This window comes from Mesorhizobium sp. WSM3868, assembly GCF_002294785.1.
Lineage (GTDB): Bacteria > Pseudomonadota > Alphaproteobacteria > Rhizobiales > Rhizobiaceae > Mesorhizobium.
Genome location: NZ_NSGB01000009.1, coordinates 149,447 through 168,250, shown reverse-complemented (window position 1 = coordinate 168,250; position 18,804 = coordinate 149,447). Strand labels below are relative to the sequence as shown.

16 protein-coding genes are annotated in these 18,804 nt (G+C 63.9%); 7 read left to right on the top strand and 9 right to left on the bottom strand.

The annotated features are described in order from the left end of the window. Positions 1–23: 23 nt before the first annotated feature. From CK221_RS16740 to CK221_RS16720, 5 genes are all read right to left on the bottom strand, one after another. Entirely contained in the window at positions 24–1,466 is a 1,443-nt protein-coding gene (locus tag CK221_RS16740) for an MFS transporter (protein ID WP_095778504.1), read from the bottom strand. Between the two features lie 197 nt (positions 1,467–1,663). Then, entirely contained in the window at positions 1,664–2,251 is a 588-nt protein-coding gene (locus CK221_RS16735; RefSeq protein WP_095778555.1) for a sarcosine oxidase subunit gamma, read from the bottom strand. 22 nt (positions 2,252–2,273) lie between these two features. After that, complete coding sequence (locus tag CK221_RS16730; protein ID WP_095778503.1) at positions 2,274–5,267, bottom strand: sarcosine oxidase subunit alpha; 2,994 nt, start codon at positions 5,265–5,267, stop codon at positions 2,274–2,276. Then, positions 5,264–5,557 carry a sarcosine oxidase subunit delta gene (locus CK221_RS16725; RefSeq protein WP_067329272.1) on the bottom strand — a complete coding sequence of 98 codons (294 nt, stop codon included), beginning with the start codon at positions 5,555–5,557 and terminating at the stop codon, positions 5,264–5,266. The genes CK221_RS16730 and CK221_RS16725 overlap by 4 nt, the downstream gene beginning before the upstream one ends. A gap of 12 nt (positions 5,558–5,569) precedes the next feature. Further along, on the bottom strand, positions 5,570–6,829 hold the full coding sequence (locus tag CK221_RS16720; protein WP_066999623.1) for a sarcosine oxidase subunit beta: 1,260 nt from the start codon (positions 6,827–6,829) through the stop codon (positions 5,570–5,572). 205 nt (positions 6,830–7,034) lie between these two features. Between CK221_RS16720 and CK221_RS16715 the strand changes: the two genes are divergently transcribed. The 5 genes from CK221_RS16715 to CK221_RS16695 all read left to right on the top strand — a co-directional run bounded on the left by CK221_RS16715 (position 7,035) and on the right by CK221_RS16695 (position 14,210). Beyond that, positions 7,035–9,524, top strand: coding sequence for a mechanosensitive ion channel family protein (locus tag CK221_RS16715; RefSeq protein WP_095778502.1), 2,490 nt, complete (start codon positions 7,035–7,037; stop codon positions 9,522–9,524). A gap of 142 nt (positions 9,525–9,666) precedes the next feature. Beyond that, entirely contained in the window at positions 9,667–9,930 is a 264-nt protein-coding gene (locus CK221_RS16710; RefSeq protein ID WP_059187066.1) for a hypothetical protein, read from the top strand. 321 nt (positions 9,931–10,251) lie between these two features. After that, positions 10,252–12,813, top strand: coding sequence for an FAD-dependent oxidoreductase (locus tag CK221_RS16705; RefSeq protein WP_095778500.1), 2,562 nt, complete (start codon positions 10,252–10,254; stop codon positions 12,811–12,813). Between the two features lie 92 nt (positions 12,814–12,905). Then, a complete protein-coding gene (locus tag CK221_RS16700) occupies positions 12,906–13,754 on the top strand; it encodes a DUF1194 domain-containing protein (RefSeq protein WP_067329284.1) in 849 nt (282 codons plus the stop codon). A 114-nt stretch (positions 13,755–13,868) separates the two neighbouring features. Then, on the top strand, positions 13,869–14,210 hold the full coding sequence (locus CK221_RS16695) for a peptidase inhibitor family I36 protein (RefSeq protein ID WP_095778554.1): 342 nt from the start codon (positions 13,869–13,871) through the stop codon (positions 14,208–14,210). Positions 14,211–14,353: 143 nt separating this feature from the next. On the opposite strand, the gene CK221_RS16690 is transcribed toward CK221_RS16695, so the two are convergent. Further along, on the bottom strand, positions 14,354–15,292 hold the full coding sequence (locus CK221_RS16690) for a GlxA family transcriptional regulator (protein WP_348626470.1): 939 nt from the start codon (positions 15,290–15,292) through the stop codon (positions 14,354–14,356). 288 nt (positions 15,293–15,580) lie between these two features. On the opposite strand from CK221_RS16690, the gene CK221_RS30295 reads away from it, so the two are divergent. Continuing rightward, on the top strand, positions 15,581–15,847 hold the full coding sequence (locus CK221_RS30295) for a hypothetical protein (protein ID WP_170950188.1): 267 nt from the start codon (positions 15,581–15,583) through the stop codon (positions 15,845–15,847). Positions 15,848–16,102: 255 nt separating this feature from the next. On the opposite strand, the gene CK221_RS16680 is transcribed toward CK221_RS30295, so the two are convergent. Beyond that, on the bottom strand, positions 16,103–16,288 hold the full coding sequence (locus tag CK221_RS16680) for a hypothetical protein (RefSeq protein WP_066999640.1): 186 nt from the start codon (positions 16,286–16,288) through the stop codon (positions 16,103–16,105). A 220-nt stretch (positions 16,289–16,508) separates the two neighbouring features. On the opposite strand from CK221_RS16680, the gene CK221_RS16675 reads away from it, so the two are divergent. Continuing rightward, complete coding sequence (locus tag CK221_RS16675) at positions 16,509–17,408, top strand: LysR substrate-binding domain-containing protein (protein WP_066999645.1); 900 nt, start codon at positions 16,509–16,511, stop codon at positions 17,406–17,408. A gap of 1 nt (position 17,409) precedes the next feature. On the opposite strand, the gene CK221_RS16670 is transcribed toward CK221_RS16675, so the two are convergent. After that, positions 17,410–18,369, bottom strand: coding sequence for an alpha/beta hydrolase (locus CK221_RS16670; RefSeq protein WP_066999648.1), 960 nt, complete (start codon positions 18,367–18,369; stop codon positions 17,410–17,412). A 231-nt stretch (positions 18,370–18,600) separates the two neighbouring features. Further along, positions 18,601–18,786, bottom strand: a complete 186-nt coding sequence (locus CK221_RS16665) for a hypothetical protein (protein WP_067329623.1) — start codon at positions 18,784–18,786, stop codon at positions 18,601–18,603. Positions 18,787–18,804: the final 18 nt, after the last annotated feature.

Here is an 18,804-nt window from a genome sequence, read left to right as displayed (position 1 = left end):
GGCGCGGATCGCAGCCCGATAGGCTAATCCGTGCTGATATGCCCGCCATGGCCGCTGACATGGGCACCGTCCTGCGGCGTGAGCCTGAAATAGGCGAGCAGCGCGCAAAGCGTGATCAAGCCTTCGACAACGAACAGGAGCCGGTAGTCGTTGACGCTCGCCTGGCCGCCGCCGGCGAGCAGCGAGAGCATCGCAGCGGCCAGACCGACGCTGATCGCCACCGCCAGCTGCCAAAGGATGTAGTACAGGGCGCTGAAGCGCGAGAGCTGCTCGGGCGCGATGTCCGAGTAGGCGAGGTTGCCGGTCGAGGCCCACTGCACCGAACGGAAAAGGCCGAAGGCGAAGATGTAGGCAAGCACGATCCAGGTAGGCGTGCTTTCCTGCATCAAGGCAAAACCGGCGACCAGCAGGGCGGCGATCGGCGTGTTGACGATCAGAACCCGCTTGAAGCCGAAGCGGTTCAAGATGCGCGGCATGAAGAAGCGCATCAGCAGCGAGCCGATCGCCGCGACGAAGGTCAGCGATCCGGCCTGCACCGCGCTCATGCCGAAGCCGAGCTGGAACATCAGCGGCAGCAGGAAGACAACGGAGCTTAGCCCTATCGTGTCGAGCCCGCCGCCGGTCAGAAAGCTGATGCGGAAGGTGCGGATACGCAGCAGATTGAGGTCGAGCAAAGGGTTTCGGGCCCGCAGACAATAGAAGGCGGCGACGGTGAGGATGGCGATTGCCAGGCCAAGCTCGACGCCGATAATGCTGGCGGCGGCGTCCTTCGCGGCAAGCGAATCCATGCCGAAGACGAGCAGCGCCATGCCGCCGCCGACTAGCAGGAAGCCGGGAAAATCGAAGGGCGTGCGGACCGGCTTGGTGGTCGTGGGGAACAGCGAGGCCGCGAGCAACGCGGCCGTCAGCGCGATCGGTATGTTGATGTAGAAGATCCAGCGCCACGAGACGTAAGTGGTCAGCGCGCCACCGACGAGGGGCCCGACCAGCGGGCCGGACTGGCCGGCGAGCGAAATATACATGTTGATCCTGAGCGTGCGGTCGCGCGGAAAGCTCGACAGGATCACGACCTGCCCGAGGGTGCCCATCAGCGCACCGCCGAAGCCCTGCAGCGCGCGAGAGCCGACCAGCATCCAGATGTTTTCCGACAGGCCGCAGAGGGCCGAGGCGCTGGCGAAGACCAGCAGCGCAAAGCAATAGACGTTGCGCAGGCCGAAGCGGTCGGCCAGCCAGCCGCCGAGAGGCATCGTGACGATGAGGCTCGCGACATAGACGGTGATCAAAAGCCCGAGCTGGCTCGGCGGGCGGCTCAGGCTTTCGCCGATGCCGGGCAGCGCGGTCACAATGACATTCTGGTCGAGGCTGGTCATGAACACGCCGCAGGCGACGGTCGCCGGCAACAGCAGCGACGGGTCGCCCGCCGGAGCAAAGCGGGTCGTGGCTGTCGCCGTAGTCTCTGCGGTCATGGAAGGATGTTGTCGAACCGGTTGCCTGAGGCTCCGAGAGCCCGCGTTTCCTTATCTATCGTCTTCGCTGGCCCAAGGCTCAAGCGGCAGTTGTGGCCGTCGATAGTGCCACGCGCCGGCTGAACCAATCCCCGAGTGCGGCCTGCTCAGAGGCAAGTCGGCAGGGAAAACCGCCACGCAGTTTCCTGCAATTGCGCTCAGTGCACCTCGTAGCCGACTTCCTCGCTCGCGTGGCACAAGGCCTTCCAAAAGGAGCGCGCGAAGGAGCGGAACACATAGATGTCGAATTGGTCGCCACCGGTGCGCTGGATCTGTGCAAAGATATCGTGGTGGTTGGTCGAGCGGCCGGCTCCGAGCGGGAAGGCCGGCAAGGCGAAGTCGATAGCGAAGAATTTCGCCATCACCCACTCCGCTTTGGGCCCAGAAATGCGAATCGCGGTACGGCCATGCGAGAGATCGGTAATCGTGCCGATGGAGGGCGTGATGAGGCCCGTGAACGCGGAAGCCAAGCCCTCGGCCTCGTCAACCACCGTGAATTTGCCCGGCGCGAATCCGAACGCGGCTTTCGCGCCGTTGACGACGCCGCCGCCGGCTCCATCCGGCAGGGCAAGGCCTGTCACCTTGTATATGCCGGACATCAGCCGCTTCTCCTCGCCCGGCCATGCTGCGAGCTGCAGGATCGAGCCCGGCCGCGTTTCGGACAGGATAACGTCAACGCCATGCTCGAAATTGCCGTGCGAGCCTGGATGATAGACCGGTTCAAGCGGCGACAGGCGCTCAGGCAATTGCCGCTCGGGAAGTTGTCGTTCAACCATGCATGCGGCTCCCGTCCGGATCGTAGAAATGGTTGGAGACGATCTCGACCGGCCCGAACCGGTTGCGCAGCGGATCGGAGACGAAGGCGCGCGTGCCGTGGCGCCCCTTGCCGCCTTTGACCAGCGCAAGCGCTATGTATTTGCCGAGCGCCGGCGAATAGCAGCAGGCGGTGATATGGCCGATCGAATCGTGCGGGTTCTCTGCGTCCAGTTCCTCGACGATATGTCCGCCACCGTTGAGCGCGCGGTTGTCGAGAGCGATCAAGCCGACCAGTTCCAGCCGGTCCGGAGCGATCAGCCCTTCGCGGTCCATCATGGCGGAACCGATGAAGGGCTTCTTCTTCGACAGCATCCAGTCGAGATGCAGGTCGCGCGCCGTGGTGCGGCCGTCGATCTCCGCGCCGGTGACGTGGCCCTTCTCGATGCGCATGGTGCCAAGCGCCTCGAGCCCGTAGGCGACCAGGCCGAAAGGCTTGCCGGCCTCGATGAGAGCCTCCCAAACGCGCATTCCATAGCCGGCGCCGGAATAGACCTCGAAGGCCATCTCGCCGGAGAAGGAGAGGCGGCAAATCATCACCGGCACGCCGGCGATCTCACCGTGCACAATGCCCATGAACGGAAGCGCGGCGTTGTCGACGGCCGTGCCCTTCACGCAGGCAGCAAGGATCGCCCTGGCTTTCGGTCCCCCGATCGCGGCCCCCGCCCACTCGTCGGTGACGGAGGTGACGGTGACCTTCAGTTCCGGCCAGATCACGTCGAGGAAATATTCCAGATGCTGCATCACCTTGCCGGCATTGGCGGTGGTGGTGGTCATCAGGAAATCCTGTTCGCCAAGCCGCCATGTGGTGCCGTCGTCGAAGGCAAGCCCATCCTCGCGCAGCATCAGGCCGTAGCGGGCCTTGCCGACCGTGAGGGTGGAAAACATGTTCGTGTAAACGCGGTCGAGGAATTCCGCCGCATCCGGGCCCTGAACGGCGATCTTCCCAAGCGTCGAGACATCGACGATGCCGGCGCTCTCACGCGTTGCCGCGGCCTCGCGGACATAGGCCTGCTCGACCGTCTCGCCGGCGAGGCCGTAGATCATCGGGCGGTACCAGAGACCGGCCGCATACACGGTTGCGCCGTTGTCGATGTGCCAGTCATGCATCGGCGTGAGCCGCTCGGGCTTCAGGTCGCCGAAACGCTCGGCCGCCAGCGAGCCGATCGACACGGCCGTGTAGGGCGGCCGGAACCGCGTCGTACCGACTTCGGGGATCGGCTTGCCCAGCGCCTCGGCCATGATGGCGAGGCCAGGCACGTTCGAGTTTTTGCCCTGGTCGGTCGCCATGCCGAGCGTGGTGTAGCGCTTCAGATGCTCGACCGAGACGAAGCCCTCGCGGTGCGCGAGCCGCACATCCTCGGCGGTCACGTCGTGCTGGAAATCGACGAAGCTTTTGCCCTTGGCCTTGATCTCGAAGACGGGTGCCGGATCCGGTTCGCCGGGGACGGCCTCCACGACGGGTAGCGGAGCGGAGGACGCGCTTCCGCCGGCGGCCTGAATGCCAGCCGCGCGGCCTTCGGCAATGGCTTCCGCGGTCGAGAAACTGCCGGTGAAGGCGCCGGCGCCGATCCAGCGCTGCGTCGGCTGCGGGGGCAGGAAGGCCTGCCTGGCAGGGTTCCATATGGCCCTGGCTCCAGCCTGGCTGGCGAGATGGATCGTCGGCGACCAGCCACCCGACATCAACAGGCAGTCCGCATGGATGCTGCGCTCGTCGCCGCTCAGCGCGCCGCTCATCAATTCGAAGCGCCGGACGTTGAGACCGGTCTGCGCCTTGCCGCCTTCGGTTGCAACCACGGCATGGCCGGCAAGCAGCTCTGCTTCGGCCTGGCTCGCCAGCCTGCTCATCTCGTTCGACACGTCGCTGCGGACATCGACGATGGCGACGACGGCGGCCCCGGCCTTCTTCAGTGCAACGGCGGAGCGATAGGCGCTGTCATTGTTGGTGAACAGTGCGATGCGTTCGCCGGGCAGCACGCCATATTCATTGGCGTAACGTTCGGCCGCATGCGCCAGCATGACGCCCGGACGATCGTTGCCGGGGAATACCAGCGGACGCTCGAAGGAGCCGGTGGCGAGAACCACCGTTTTGGCGCGGATCGCCCAGTAGCGCTGGCGCGGCTCGCCCTTGGCCGGAACTTCCTTGTGGTCCGTCACCCGTTCGAGCGCGGCCAGCGTGTTGCCGTCGTAATAGCCCCACACCGTCGTGCGCGGCAGAAGGCGGACATTGTCATTGCCTTCGAGCTGGCCGACGATGCGCGCCGCCCAGTCGGCTGCCGACGCCCCGTCGATGGTTTCGCCCGACCAGTTGGCGGAGCCGCCGAACTTTGCTTCGAGCTCGGCCAGGATCACGCGGGCGCCTTGGTCGGCCGCGGCCTTCGCCGCCATCAGCCCGGCCGGGCCGGAACCGACGACCAGCACGTCGCAGAAGGCGTTCATGCGCTCGTAGCGCGAGGTATCGGGCGCGGTGCCGGCTCTGCCGAGGCCGGCGGCGCGGCGGATGAAATGCTCGCAGAACATCCAGAAGCGCGTGCCTTTCAACGGGCCGATCACCGGTCCCATGAAGGTCTTGTAATAGAAGCCGGCCGACAGGAGCTTGCCGCCGAGCTGGTTGAGCGCGCCGATATCCCAGGCGAGCGAGGGGGAGCGGTTCTGGCTGACCGCGACGAGCCCGTCATAGATCTCGACCATGGTGGCGGGAATGTTGGGCTCGCGCACCTCGCCGCGCAGCACCGTCACCAGAGCGTTCGGTTCCTCGACGCCGGCGGCGAGCAGGCCGCGCGGGCGATGGTATTTGAACGAACGGCCGAACAGCGTCACGCCATTGGCGAGCAGCGCCGAAGCCAGCGTGTCGCCGGCGTGTCCGGTATAGCGCGCGCCGTCGAAGGTGAAGCGGATGGTGCGCAGCCGGTCGATGCGGCCGCCGGTTTCTGTGCGGCGAGGGCTCACTGGTGGCCTCCCGCTTTGTGGCCCGCGGACTTGTGTCCGCCACGGGCAAAGGCAGTGCTCAAGATTTCATGGGTTAAGGTGTTTCGCACCACCCGCAGATGCGCGCGGCAGCCGCCGGAATGCTGCCAGATCTCATTGTGGTCGCCGGCCGGGTTCAGCCGGTCGTAGACATAGGCATTCCAGGCGTCGAGATCCTGCGAGGCCGGCTGCGGCCGCTCGCGGTTGCCGTCGCCCTGGTAGGTGAACTCAATGACATCGCGCGGGCCGCAATAGGGACAAGTGATCAGCATATGATTCGAAACCTAATGCAGCCGCGGCGTCGCGCCCTGGCCTTTGTCGTCGATGATGAGGCCCCGATAGAAACGGTCGAGCGTGAAGGGCGCGTTGAACTCGTGCGGCTCGTCCTTGGCGATGGTCCAGGCAAAGCACCAGCCTGAGGCTGGTGTCGCCTTGAAGCCGCCATAACACCAGCCGCAATTGAGATACATGCCGGGCAGCGGGCCGGTGGTGATGATCGGCGAACCGTCCATCGTCATGTCACAAAGCCCGCCCCAGGAGCGCAGCATGCGCACCCGCGCCAGGCCCGGGAACAGTGCCAGCATCTCGCTCATCACCTCGTCGACGACGGGCAGGCTGCCGCGCTGGGCATAGCTGTTGTAGCCGTCGAGGTCCCCGCCATAGACGAGGCCGCCCTTGTCGGATTGCGAGATGTAGAAGTGGCCCATGCCGAAGGTGAGAACGGTGCCGATGATCGGCTTCAGCGATTCCGAGACGAAGGCCTGCAGAACGTGGCTTTCGATCGGCATATGCGAAATGCCGGCAAGCTGCATGACTTGGCCGGTGCTGCCGGCCACCGCAAGCGCCACCTTCTTGGCGCGGATATCGCCGCGCGTCGTCGTCACACCGGTGATGCGGTCGCCGTCGCGCAGGAAGCCGGTGACCTCGCAATTCTCGATGATGTCGACGCCGCGCCGGTCGGCGCCGCGCGCATAGCCCCAGGCGACGGCGTCGTGGCGCGCGGTTCCGGCACGCGGCTGCATCAGCCCGCCAAGGATTGGAAATCGCGCCGAGCCCGAAACGTCCAGGGCCGGAACAAGCCGCTTGATCTCATTGACGCTCATCAGCTCGGCGTCGACGCCGAGATGGCGCATGGCATTGCCGCGCCTTGCATAGTCGTCGAGCTGAGCCGGTGTGTGCGCGAGGTTCAGGCAGCCCCGCTGCGAAAACATGACGTTGTAGTTGAGGTCATGCGACAGGTTCTCCCACAGCTTCATCGAATGCTCGTAGAAGCGGGTGTTCTGCGGCAAAAGATAGTTGGAGCGCACTGCCGTGGTGTTGCGGCCGACATTGCCCGAGCCCAGCCAGCCTTTTTCCAGCACAGCGACATTGGTGATGCCGTGCTCCTTGGCGAGGTAATAGGCGGTCGAGAGCCCATGGCCGCCGCCGCCGATGACGATCACATCATAGGACGCCTTGGGGTCCGGCTTGCGCCAGGCCGGTTTCCAGTCCTGGTTGCCGTTGAGCGCGTTCTTGAGCAGCGAAAAGGCTGAGTATTCCGCCATTCTTCCTGTCGTCCTTTTGGTGCGAGCCGGCAGATTATAGAGCAGGCGAGAAGCGCAAAGCCAAGATTGCGCCATCGCTTTTCGACAGGCCGACTTCGATCCGCGCCGAGGCCCGCGGATGGAGACGTCTTGCCGCCTGATAGGCCGGTCTTTATCAAGGGCAGGATTTTCGAAGATTTTTCGGCCGTGAGTCGCCCGTCACGTCATGATTTTCCGACTGCTCCGCCTGATCCTGATCGCCATTGTCGCCGTCGCGGCGCAGCCCTCGCCCGGCGCGATGGCGCAGGCGATCGGCCAGGGCTCCACGCAGCTCATCGCCGACCAGACCAAGGCCATCCAGGATCTGACGGCCAAGACCGACGGACTGGAGAAGAAGTTAAGCGCCCCAGACCAGGACGACGCCGGCCTTGTCGATATCCGCTTGCAGCTCGAGGATATTTCACGGGCGGCGCTGAACAGCGCGCTCGCGTTCCGATCACGCCTCAACGACATCAATGCGCGCATCCAGGTATTGGGGCCGCCGCCGGCCCAGGGGCAGCCGCCGGAGCCGGCGATCGTCGCCAACGAGCGCGCGGCGCTTACGGCCGAGAAGGCCGAGATCAACGCCGTGGTCGCCGGCGCGCAGAACCTGTCCATCCGCATCAGCGGGCTGGTCGACAGGATCGCCACGCTACGCAGTCAGCTTTTCCGCAGCGTTCTGACGAAACGCTACGAATTGAGCGATGCGCTGAGCCCGCAGGCCTTTTCCGACGCGCACGACCAGTTCACCGGCCTCTATAAGGCGGTGGCGTCCTGGCTCACCTTCGCATTGAAGTTCAAGTTCCAGGCGATGCTTGCGGCGACGCTGATGGCGCTGGCGCTGGCGGCCGTGCTGCTGATCGGCGGCAGGCGTCTCTTCGGCCGCATCTTCGAGGCCGATGCTTCGGTGGAAGAGCCGTCGTACCTGAGCCGGCTTTCGGTGGCGTTCTGGTCGACGCTGCTGCCGACCGTGGCGCTCGGCGCGTTCCTCGCCTCGACCGTGTTCTTCTTCAACTATTACAACGTCCTGCGCGGCGACATCGGCGAATTCCTCAACGCGCTGCTCTCGGTCGTCGCGGTGGCGTTCTGCGTCAACCGGCTGACCAATGCCGCCCTTGAGCCGCGGCTGCCGAACTGGCGGCTTATTCCAGTCGCAAACGGACCGGCGCGTTGGCTGGTGCGGCTGGCCACCGCCATGGCCGTGGTCCTCGGCTTCAACTACTTCCTGTCCGTCGTCAACGAGAAGATGGGCTCGCCGCTTTCGCTGACGATCGCCAGGAGCTTCGTTGCCACCGTCATCGTGGGCGTCATCCTGATCCTGATGGGAGTGCTGAAGCCTTTCAGGGCGAAGGACGGCTCGTGGCGCCCGTGGCCGGCCTGGCTTCGCTTCATTGCCATCGGGCTCGGCGTCTCCACAATCGCCGCGGCACTGCTCGGCTATATCGGTCTTGCGCTTTTCGTCTCTATTCAGGTCGTCGTCACCGGCACCACGCTGATCACCGCCTATATCGGCTTTCTGTCGGCGCGGGCGATCGGCGAGGAGGGCGGCTTCGCCGACACTTCGGTCGGGCGCTGGCTGTCAGCCAATTCCAGCTATGAGGACACCGCGCTCGACCAGCTCGGTCTGGTGGTCAGCATCGCCATCAACCTGATGATCGTGCTGGTGTTCCTGCCGCTGATCCTCTTGATGTGGGGCTTCCAGCCCGGCGATATCGAAACCTGGGCCTTTAAGCTTGCAACGGGCGTGACCATCGGGTCGGTGACCATCTCGGTGCTCGGCATCCTCACCGGCATCGTCGTCTTCGCCATCGGCTATTTTCTCACGCGCTGGTTCCAGGGCTGGCTCGACGGCTCGGTCATGGCGCGCGGCAAGGTCGACACCGGCGTGCGCAATTCGATCCGGCTGGCGGTTGGCTATGCCGGCGTCGCGCTTGCAGCGCTGGTCGGCATATCGGCGGCGGGCATCGATCTTTCCAATCTGGCGCTGGTCGCCGGCGCACTTTCGCTGGGTATCGGCTTCGGCTTGCAGAACGTCGTCTCGAACTTCGTCTCCGGGCTGATCCTGCTTGCCGAGCGACCGTTCAAGGTCGGGGACTGGATCGTCGCCGGCGACATCAGCGGCACGGTCAGAAAGATAAGCGTGCGCGCCACCGAGATCGAGACGTTCCAGCGCCAGTCGGTGATCCTGCCGAACTCGAACCTCATCAACAATGCGGTCGGCAACTGGACGCACCGCAACAAGCTTGGCCGCGTCGACATCAAGGTGGGCGTCGCCTATGGCAGCGACGTCAAGCGCGTCCACGCCGTCCTGCTCGGCATTGCCCGCGCCCATCCGATGGTGCTCAAGAACCCCGAGCCCTTTGTGCTGTTTGCCAATTTCGGCCCGGCTGCACTGGAATTCGAGATCCGCGTGTTCGTGGCCGACGTGTTGAACGGCAGCATCGTCCAGAACGACATCCGATTCGCGATCTTCGACATCTTCGAAGACGAGCACATCGAGATCCCGTCGGCGCCCCGCGCCGTGGTCGAGAGCAAGAAGCATGAGCCATGGCCGATCGACGACGACAAGATCGAGGCCGAATTCGCCGAACGCGAGCGGCTGGAAGCGGAGGCCGCGGCCGAGCAGGCGCGTCTGGCTAAAACCAAGAGAAGAGGCCGCAAGCCCGACCCCGACTAGCTTTGGCGGCCGCCGAAGCCGATTGTGGCATGAATGCGGCATTCAGTTGCGGTTCACGTTACATCTCATATAAGCTCTCACGCAAAGGGCGAGAATGCCTTGCGAAATTGAACAGAGGCGGTGTGGAAACACCGGAATTGCAATGTGGAAGTCTGTCGTTGCCGCCATCGCTTTCCTGGCCCTGGGCGGTTCGGCTTTTGCCGCCAGCGCGGTCAACAAGGACGCCCAGACGCGGACGTTGATCGTGACCGAAGGCGGCGGCAAGACCGAGCTGGCGCTGGCCGCCGGCGAGACGGTGGAGTTCTGCCCGAATGGCTGCTTCGTCACCCTGCCCAATGGTGATCTCGAAGCGCTGACCGGTTCGGAAACGGTCGAGATCTCCGGCGGCGTCGCGCGGATCAAGTAAGAACTCCTTGAATATATCGGCAAGGCCGGGCGTTCGTCCGGCCTTTGTCGTTTCCGGTAGCCGCTCCTTAACGATGACGCCGGAAATGTCCCCTGTCGTGGTCAAGCTTTAAGACCGCCGGCTACCAGGTCGGCCTCCAGGCCGACAACATCTGGGCTTTCGCCGAGCGAAATCGCATCCCGAGCCGGGCCGGCGCGCCGGGTCGCGCGGCATCCGCGACGTGTCGCAAACAGGCGGTAGCTCAATCCGCGTCCTCTGCATATTGTGGCGCAATTCGAACGGGCGCCGGCGCGCCCGCTTTAGCACTTTGGAGTCGCGGGCATGGCAGAGTTTCCGAAAAAGGCGAAGGTCGTCATCGTCGGTCTTGGCGGTATTGTCGGCGCGTCGGTCGCCCATCACCTGATCGAGCGCGGTTGGGACGACATCGTGGGCATCGACAAGTCGGGCATCCCGACCGATATCGGCTCGACCGCGCATGCCTCGGATTTCTGCTACACGACCAGCCACGATTTTCTCTCCTGCTGGACGACGCTTTATTCCATCGATTTCTACGAGAAGATGGGGCATTACGCGCGCATCGGCGGCCTCGAAGTCGCGCGCGTGGGCGACGACGGCCGCATGGACGAGATCAAGCGCAAGATTGCTTCCGCCAAGGCATTCGGCACCCGCGCGCGCCTGATCGAGCCGGCCGAGATCAAGCAGAAGTTCCCGCTGATCGAGGAGCATCTTGTGCAGGGCGGGTTGTGGGACCCCGACGCCGGTCTCGTCATCCCGCGCTCGCAGACGGTGGCCGGCAAGCTCGTCGACCAGGGTGTCGCTTCCGGCAAACTCCAGGCTTTCGCCAACACCTCGGCCAAGGACCTGATCGTCGAGAACGGCCGCATCAAGGGCGTCGCGACCGAGCGCGGCACGATCGAAGCCGATTATGTGGTCGTCTGCACCGGCATTTGGGGCCGGCTGACCGCGGCACTGGTCGGCGAAGACCTGCCGGTCATGCCGATCGACCACCCGCTGACCTTCTTCGGCCCGTATAACGAGTTCGCCGGCACCGGCAAGGAGATCGGCTGGCCGCTGCTGCGCGACCAGGGCAACTCGGCCTATATGCGCGACACCGGGGATCCCAAGACCGCGGAGGGCGGGCAGATCGAATGGGGCTATTACGAGGAGACCAATCCGCGCCTTTGCCATCCGCGCGACCTGCTGGAAAAAGACCAGGCGCGGCTCTCGCCCTCGCAGCGTGACCTCGACATGGAGCAGATCATGGCGCCGCTGGAGCGCGCCATGGAACTGACGCCGATTCTCGGCGAGCTCGGTTACAATGAAGGCCATTCCTTCAACGGCCTGCTGCAGGTCACCACGGACGGCGGCCCGTCCATGGGCGAAAGCCAGAAGGTGAGGGGCCTCTGGTACGCCGTCGCCATCTGGGTCAAGGACGGCCCGGGCATGGGCAAGCTGATCGCCGACTGGATGACCGACGGCCGCACCTCGATCGACCATCATGCCATCGACTATGCGCGCTTCTACCCGCACCAGACGAAGGAAGAGTTCATCTGGGATCGCTGCACCGAGACGGCGATGAAGGTCTACAATCCGGCGGTGCATCCGCGCGAGCCGTTCTCCAAGGGCCGCAACATCCGCCGTTCGCCCTTCTGGGAGCGCGAGAAGGAACTCGGCGGCTACTTCATGGAACTGGGCGGCTGGGAGCGCGCCCACGGCTATGCCGCCAACGAGCATCTCCTGGAAAAATACGCCAACCGCGTGCCGGTGCGCGAGAACGAGTGGGACAACCGCCATTTCTGGCGCGTCTCCAATGCCGAGCATCTGGCGATGAGCGAGGATTGCGGCATCGTCAACCTGTCGCATTTCTCGATGTACGACGTCGAAGGCCCTGACCATGTCGCGCTGTTGGAATGGCTGTGCGCGGCCAAGATCGGCGGCGACAACAATATTGGCAAGGGCATCTACACCCACTTCCTCGACGAGGAGGGCATGGTGCGCGCCGACTTCACCGTGATCCGCATGGCCGATCGCTGCCGCGTCATCGACGGCGCCGACGCCGGGCCGCGCGACTTCCGCTACATGCAGCGCACCGCGCAGGACAAAGGTTTCGATGTCACTGTCACCGATGTCACCGAAAAATACGTCACTATCGGCATCTGGGGACCGAATGCGCGCACGACGCTGCAGAAGGTGGTCGAGGACCCGAACGGGCTGACGCCGGAGAATTTCCCGTTCGCGGCGATCAAGCCGATCAGGATCGGCGGAAAGGACGTCACGGCCTTCCGCATCTCCTATGTCGGCGAGCAGGGCTGGGAACTGCATATGCGCTACGAGGACGGGCTCGCCGTCTGGGACGCGCTGCGCTCGACCGGTGTCATGCCGTTCGGCGTCGAGACCTACGCCAACACGCGCCGCATGGAGAAGAGCCTGCGGCTGCAGAACGCCGACCTCTTGACCGAATACAATCTGCTCGAGGCAGATCTTGCCCGCCCGAAGGTCAAGGAGAACGACTTCTGCGGCAAGGCCAAGCACCTGGAATATCGCGCCCGCGAGCATCAGCCGGCTATGCTCTGCACGCTGGTGATGACCGAGAACACCGATTCCAAGGGCGTCGCGCGCTATCCGGTCGGCATCATGCCGGTGCAGGATCCCGCGACCGGCGAGACGCTGGTCGACGAGCTCGGCCGGCGCTCCTTCACCACGTCGGTCGCCTACGGCCCGACCATCGGCAAGAACATCGCGCTCGCCTATCTGCCCTGGGCCTACTGCCAGGAAGGTCGCAAGCTGCAGGTGGAGTATTTCGGCGAGACCTATCCGGTCGAGGTGGCCGGCGTCGGCTACAAGCCGCTTTACGACCCGGAGAATCTCAAGCCGCGCAGCTAAGCGAGCGCGCGTTCGTCCGGATTGGTGGAAGGCCCGGTCGACGCCGGGCCTTTTTGCTTTGTTCATGCGCGATTATCGCTTACCGTTGCGTCATGTCCGCTTTGGGCCGAACAAGGCATTGGCTTTCCGGCGCCGCCGCGCTGGCGCTGCTCCTCGGCCCGCCCACGCGATCGAGTGCGATAGAGCCGGTCGATGTCGAGCTGGTGCTCGCAGTCGATGTTTCGCTCTCCATGTCGCCGGCCGAACTCGAGATCCAGCGCCGTGGCTATGCGGCGGCACTGACGGATGACAACGTGCTCAAGGCCATCGCCGACGGCGTCCACGGCAAGATCGCGGTCACCTATGTCGAGTGGGCCGGCACCAGATGGCAGCGGGTCGTCGTACCGTGGACAGCGATTGCCAATCGCGCCGACGCCGAACGGGTGGTTGCGCAGATGAACGCGCGTCCGCCGGACAGCGCGCGACGTACTTCGATCTCCGGCGCACTGGCCTTCGGCAGCGACCTTTTCGCCGAAAGCGGCTTTCAGGGGACCAAGCGCGTCATCGACGTTTCGGGCGACGGACCCAACAACCAGGGCGCGCCGGTCGACATCACGCGCGACGAGGTGGTGAGGCAGGGCATCACCATCAACGGACTGCCGCTGATGACAAGGGGCGGGTACGGCGGCGCCTTCGACGTCGCCAATCTCGACCGCTACTACAGCGACTGCGTGATCGGCGGGCCGGGCGCCTTCATGATCCCGGTCAACGACTGGACGCAATTCCCGGAAGCGATCCGCCGCAAGCTGGTGCTCGAGCTCGCCGGCCCGGCTTCGCGGCAATGGGCGGCAGAAGAGGCGGCTCACCCGCCGGTCGTGCTTGCCGACGACAGGCCGGCCGCCGATTGCCTGGCCGGTGAGAAGATGTGGCGCAACCGCGGCTGGATGATGGATAGCCGGTGACGGTCGGCAAGCTCCGCCGGAGCGGGGTTCGGACTTGCTTCCTCGTGTGGCACAATGGCAAAATGTGATCGGGCCGGCGCCATCGCGCAACGCGATGAAATGAGGAAATATTACATGAAACGTTTGGTCATCCTGGCGGCACTTGCGTCGACAATATCTGCCGTAAGCGCCAGCGCCCAATTTTACGGCGAGGCCGCCTGCGTGCTGTTCGAGAATGCGAACTTCCGCGGACGCTCGCTTGCAATGGGTCCTGACGACGCCGTCAATTTCCGGGGCGGCTTCTGGAACGACCGCGTTTCCTCGGTGCTGGTGCGGCGGGGCTGTACGCTCGTCGCCTATGAGAATGCAGGAAGGCGCGGCCGCTCGATCGAGCTCAACCGCAGGGTCCGCGATTTCGGAGGTTCCGGCTGGAACGACCGCATCTCGTCCGCGGAGTGCTATTGCGACCGATATTGAGCTGGTCGAACCTGCCAGCGGTCATAACGCAACGCTCAAAAACAGCCCGGAATTCTCGGCGCTGAAGGCGCAGTTGACCGAAGACATCCGCATTGAGGCGATACGGACCGCACAGCCGCCGTAGGTTTTCGTAGCCTTGTCGCTTAGGCGGCCAGCAACTGCTTGCGGTCGACGCGCTCCTGCTGCGGCGAGCGGGCATAGAGCTCGCGGTAGCATTTGGAGAAGTGCGAGGCCGAGACGAAACCGCAGGCGACAGCCACTTCCACCACGGGCAGCGACGACTGGATGAGCAAATGCCTGGCGCGGTCGAGCCGGATCTCGAGATAGTAGCGGGCAGGCGAGCGGCCCATCTCGGTGCGGAAGAGGCGCTCGATCTGCCGGCGCGATAGATCGACATGGTCGGCGATCTCGATCAGCGACAGCGGCTCGGAGAGGTTCGCCTCCATCAATTCAATGATGGTCAGCACCTTGGAATTCTGCACACCGAGACGGGCGCGCAGCGGCAGGCGCTGGCGATCCGTCGGGCTGCGCACGCGGTCGGTCAGCACCTGCTCGCAGACGCGGTTGACGAGGCTTTCGTCGAAGTCGTCGCCGATCAGCTTCAGCATCATGTCGAGCGCCGCGGTGCCGCCTGCGCAGGTGTAGACATTCTGGTCGATCTCGAAGAGGTCGGCGAAGACGTTGGCCTTGGGAAAGGCCTCCGAGAAGCCCGGCAGGTTTTCCCAATGGATGGCGCAGCGCTTGTTGGAGAGCAGGCCCGCGGCCGCCAGGATGTGCGCGCCGGTGCACAGGCCGCCCACGGCGACGCCGCGGTTGTATTCCTCGCGCAGCCAGGCGAAGGCCGACTTGTTATGATAGCGCTCGACATTCATGCCGCTGCAGACGATCGCCATGTTCGGGCGGTCCGGCCCGGCCATCTTCCTGCGCTCTTCCTCGAGCGAGGTGTTGACGGCGCATTCGACGCCGTTCGAGGCGCGCACGGGCTTGCCGTCGATACTGGCCAGGCGCCAGCTATAAGCCTCGTAGCCGAGCATCCGGTTGGCCGAGCGGAGCGGGTCGAGCGCCGTTGCGAAGGCGATCATAGTAAAGTCGGGGATGAGGAAGAACACAAACGATCTCTTGATCGGGTGCTTGACGGCATTCACGGGAAACCTCACGCGGCCATGACGCGAACAGAATGTCGCTAATAGCATAGCGACATCAGGAAAAATCATTCCTGTCAATCGGCTAGACGGCTAAGCGACGATTAAATTTGCGACACGGGTCGCAAACGGGCAATCGTCGATGGCGCGAGACCGAAGGCTGCTACTTCAGGTTCCAACGAATGCGCCGTCAGAAGAAAAACGCCGCCACGGCGGAGCCGGGCGACGTTGAATTTCATTCAGCGCGACGGCAACCAGGTGCCGTTCGAAACTGCTGTCTCAGGCAACGAAGCCGAGGCGAGCGGCAGCCATGGCGCCGGTCTGGCCGGGCATGGTCTTGGCAAGACGCTGACGCTCAAGAGCGGTCGTCAGGTTCATTTCGCGACGGGGGAACAGGCGGGCAAAGAGCTTCATCATCATCTCCATTTGGTTGCTCAGACGGGTCGCCTTCGCTTAATGGAGTGGGGCAGCTCGTTTTTGCTGGCGGTGATATAGGCCTGCTCCAAGCCAAAACTAAATCGCAAAAACGAAGCGCTTGTTATGAAAAGCGACATCCCATGCGACATTTTTGAGCTCTGCGCTCGAAATTTACTATTAGTTACAGCGCTTTAATTCGAAACGGACGTCGCTATGCGAGTGCTTCATATGCGTCATGCGACGGCCGCATGGCTGGAAAAGTCATTTGAGTACAAACAAAAGGGCCTGCCGGTCTGACACGCGGCAAGCCCTTAGCACGTGATGCACACTTATTTACTTGGCTCCGGCCCAGGTTCCCACGCCGTAGCGCAATCCAGTCTTGGCATCGGCGGCTTCCGGCCAGCCGATATCCTTCTGCAGTTCGATCGGCAGCGCATGGATTGCGCGTTCGGTCTGGTAGCGAGCGCGGGCGGCGCTGAATTCGGTCGCGAGCCGACCAATAGACGACAAGATAGACATTTTCTTTCTCCTCGATTCGGGCAGGGAGGCGCCCGGCAATGGGTTACGTCAGGTCTGTTTCAGCTTCATTTCATGTCGAGTGCAGGCCTGTATCATGGTCGTTCGATGGCTGCTTTTGGCAGCATCCTGCATCGATCGAGTTGACTATGCGCTCGAAGTGATGTTCAATCAAACGAAATGGAATGATCATTTGCATCAGAAAAATTGAAAGCAAGCTCCGATGAACGCCCCACTCAACCATCCTTTGCCGCTGCTCGATCTCGACGTGCTGCGCACCTTCGTGGCGATCGCCGAGACCGGCAGCTTCACCACCGCCGCGAATGCGGTCTTCCGCACCCCCTCGGCGGTCTCCATGCAGATCAAGAAGCTCGAAGACATTCTCGGCCGTTCCGTCTTCGCGCGCGACGCGCGCTCGGTGACGCTGACCACGGACGGCGAGATGCTTCTCGGCTATGCCCGGCGGCTTTTGTCGATCAACCGCGAAGTGGTGTCGAAGTTCATCATTCCCGACATTGTCGGTGTGGTCAGGCTTGGCTCTCCGGACGACTATGGCGAGCGCGTGCTGCCTCACGTGTTGAAGCGCTTCGCGCAATCGCATCCGTCGATCGCCGTCGACGTCACCATCGACCAGAGCGTCAATCTGCGCCGCCGCATGGACGACCGTGCGCTCGACATCACGTTGCTCACCAATTCCTACAAGACCAGCGCGGTCGGCGCCGAGGTGCTGCTAACCGAGCCGATCGTCTGGGCCGGCGCCAAGGGCGGCTGCGCGCATCTGCGCGAACCGCTGCCGGTTTCGCTTTGGGAAGAAGGCTGCGCCTGGCGGGCCGGCGCCCTGGAAGCGCTCGGCCGGGAAGGTCGCAACTACCGCATCGCCTATATGAGCGCTCATACCGCCGGCCAGCGCGCCGCCATCATGGCTGACCTTGCCGTCGCGCCGCTGCCGAAGTCCTTCCTCGGCGACGAGATGGTTTCGCTGGGCGCGAAGGACGGCATGCCCGATATCGGCACCTACAATCTCGCCATGGTGGTGGCACCCGATGCCAGTGCGCCGGTGAAGGCGGTTGCCGACCACATCCGCGCGACCTTCGAACTGTTCCGGGAAACCGGCAAGTTCTGAGCTATTCGGCCGCCGGCGCAGGTCGCGCCGCATAAGTGGTTCGGCGCGATGCATGGGCTCGCTGCGGTACGATCTCGGCTGTGAGGAAGTCGACGATGCTGTCACGTGCGCGCCGCGCTTCCGGCATATCGATCAGCGGCCAGACGTGGAACATGCCTTCCTCGTATACGACATCGACCTCGACGCCTGCGGCGCGCGCCCGTTCGGCGAAGATCAGATTGTCGGGGCTGAGCAGGTCGCGCGAGCCGGTGAGCAGCAGCGTCTTCGGCAGCACCGAGAGATCGCCGTAGAGCGGGCTGATGTGCCAGTCGGAGCGGTCGATGCCGGCGCTGTAGAGCCGGATCGCCTCGAGCCCGCCGGGGATGCCCAGCCAGGGGTCGTTGCGTTCGGCTTCGAACACTTCCGGATTGGACAGGGACATATCGAGGCCGGGCGAGATCAGCACGTGGCGCGCCGGCGAGGGCAGGCCTTCCTCGGCGGCCATCATGGTGAGCACGACTGCCATGTTGCCGCCGGCGGAATCGCCCATGAAGACGATGTTCTCGGCATTGGTCTCTTGCAGCATGCGCCGGTAGACGTCGCCGACCATGCCGAACATGTCATGGAAATTGTGCTCCGGCGCGATCGGATAGATCGGCACGGTGATGCCGAAGCCCAGCCGCTCCGCCATCTCGGCAATCAGCACCCAGTGATAGGACGTGATCTGAAAGACGAAGGCGCCGCCATGCAAATAGAGGATACGCCGGCGCTCGCCCGATTTCGGTGCGATCTCATAGACGGGGAAACCATCGACGCTGGTCTCGGCGATATCCAGCCGCGCCTTCAGAAGAGCCGGCGGATGATAGTCTTCGGTCTTGCGGGCGTAGGCGATCCAGCGCTGCAGATTCTCGGGACTGGAAAAGGCCTTCTTGCGGCTGTGCCTGAGAATGAACGAAACGACGTGGCTTTTCAAACTGGGCATACGGAACACGGATCGGTCGAGCCGACTAAGAGAAATTCCCCCTGCTATGCGAAGATTGTAGTTAGGTTGAAAATGTCAAGGTTCGCAGCGGGCACATCGGCGTGATGCGACGCCGGTCGCGTCAACGGCGCCCTGGCAGCAGCGCGGCGCGCAACTTGTTGTCGCCGATCGCCGAGGCCGCTTGCCGGCCTCGGCGCTTGCCGAGCAGCTTACATTTGTCGGCGAAGGTCATCAGCGGGCGGTTCCCAGGAGCAGCGCGTGCAGGGCTGCCTGCGGGTCGCTCGGCGGCGAAGCCGGCCAGCCGATATCCTTCTGCACATGCACGGGCAGGTCGTTGAGCGCGCGGATCGCCTTGCTCCGGGCATGAGCCTGCCTGATGGTCACGCCGAAGCGGCCGAGGTTATCGAACATCGACATAGTGAGTTCCTCCGGAAG

Excerpts from the sequence above, each read along its gene's own strand:
- CK221_RS16700 (WP_067329284.1), top strand. The coding sequence starts at position 12,906 with ATGTCCGCTTTGGGCCGAACAAGGCATTGGCTTTCCGGCGCCGCCGCG.
- CK221_RS16695 (WP_095778554.1), top strand. The coding sequence starts at position 13,869 with ATGAAACGTTTGGTCATCCTGGCGGCACTTGCGTCGACAATATCTGCC.
- CK221_RS16725 (WP_067329272.1), bottom strand. The coding sequence starts at position 5,557 with ATGCTGATCACTTGTCCCTATTGCGGCCCGCGCGATGTCATTGAGTTC.
- CK221_RS16720 (WP_066999623.1), bottom strand. The coding sequence starts at position 6,829 with ATGGCGGAATACTCAGCCTTTTCGCTGCTCAAGAACGCGCTCAACGGC.
- CK221_RS16710 (WP_059187066.1), top strand. The coding sequence starts at position 9,667 with ATGTGGAAGTCTGTCGTTGCCGCCATCGCTTTCCTGGCCCTGGGCGGT.
- CK221_RS16740 (WP_095778504.1), bottom strand. The coding sequence starts at position 1,466 with ATGACCGCAGAGACTACGGCGACAGCCACGACCCGCTTTGCTCCGGCG.
- CK221_RS16690 (WP_348626470.1), bottom strand. The coding sequence starts at position 15,292 with ATGATCGCCTTCGCAACGGCGCTCGACCCGCTCCGCTCGGCCAACCGG.
- CK221_RS16675 (WP_066999645.1), top strand. The coding sequence starts at position 16,509 with ATGAACGCCCCACTCAACCATCCTTTGCCGCTGCTCGATCTCGACGTG.
- CK221_RS16680 (WP_066999640.1), bottom strand. The coding sequence starts at position 16,288 with ATGTCTATCTTGTCGTCTATTGGTCGGCTCGCGACCGAATTCAGCGCC.
- CK221_RS16670 (WP_066999648.1), bottom strand. The coding sequence starts at position 18,369 with ATGCCCAGTTTGAAAAGCCACGTCGTTTCGTTCATTCTCAGGCACAGC.
- CK221_RS16665 (WP_067329623.1), bottom strand. The coding sequence starts at position 18,786 with ATGTCGATGTTCGATAACCTCGGCCGCTTCGGCGTGACCATCAGGCAG.
- CK221_RS16705 (WP_095778500.1), top strand. The coding sequence starts at position 10,252 with ATGGCAGAGTTTCCGAAAAAGGCGAAGGTCGTCATCGTCGGTCTTGGC.
- CK221_RS16715 (WP_095778502.1), top strand. The coding sequence starts at position 7,035 with ATGATTTTCCGACTGCTCCGCCTGATCCTGATCGCCATTGTCGCCGTC.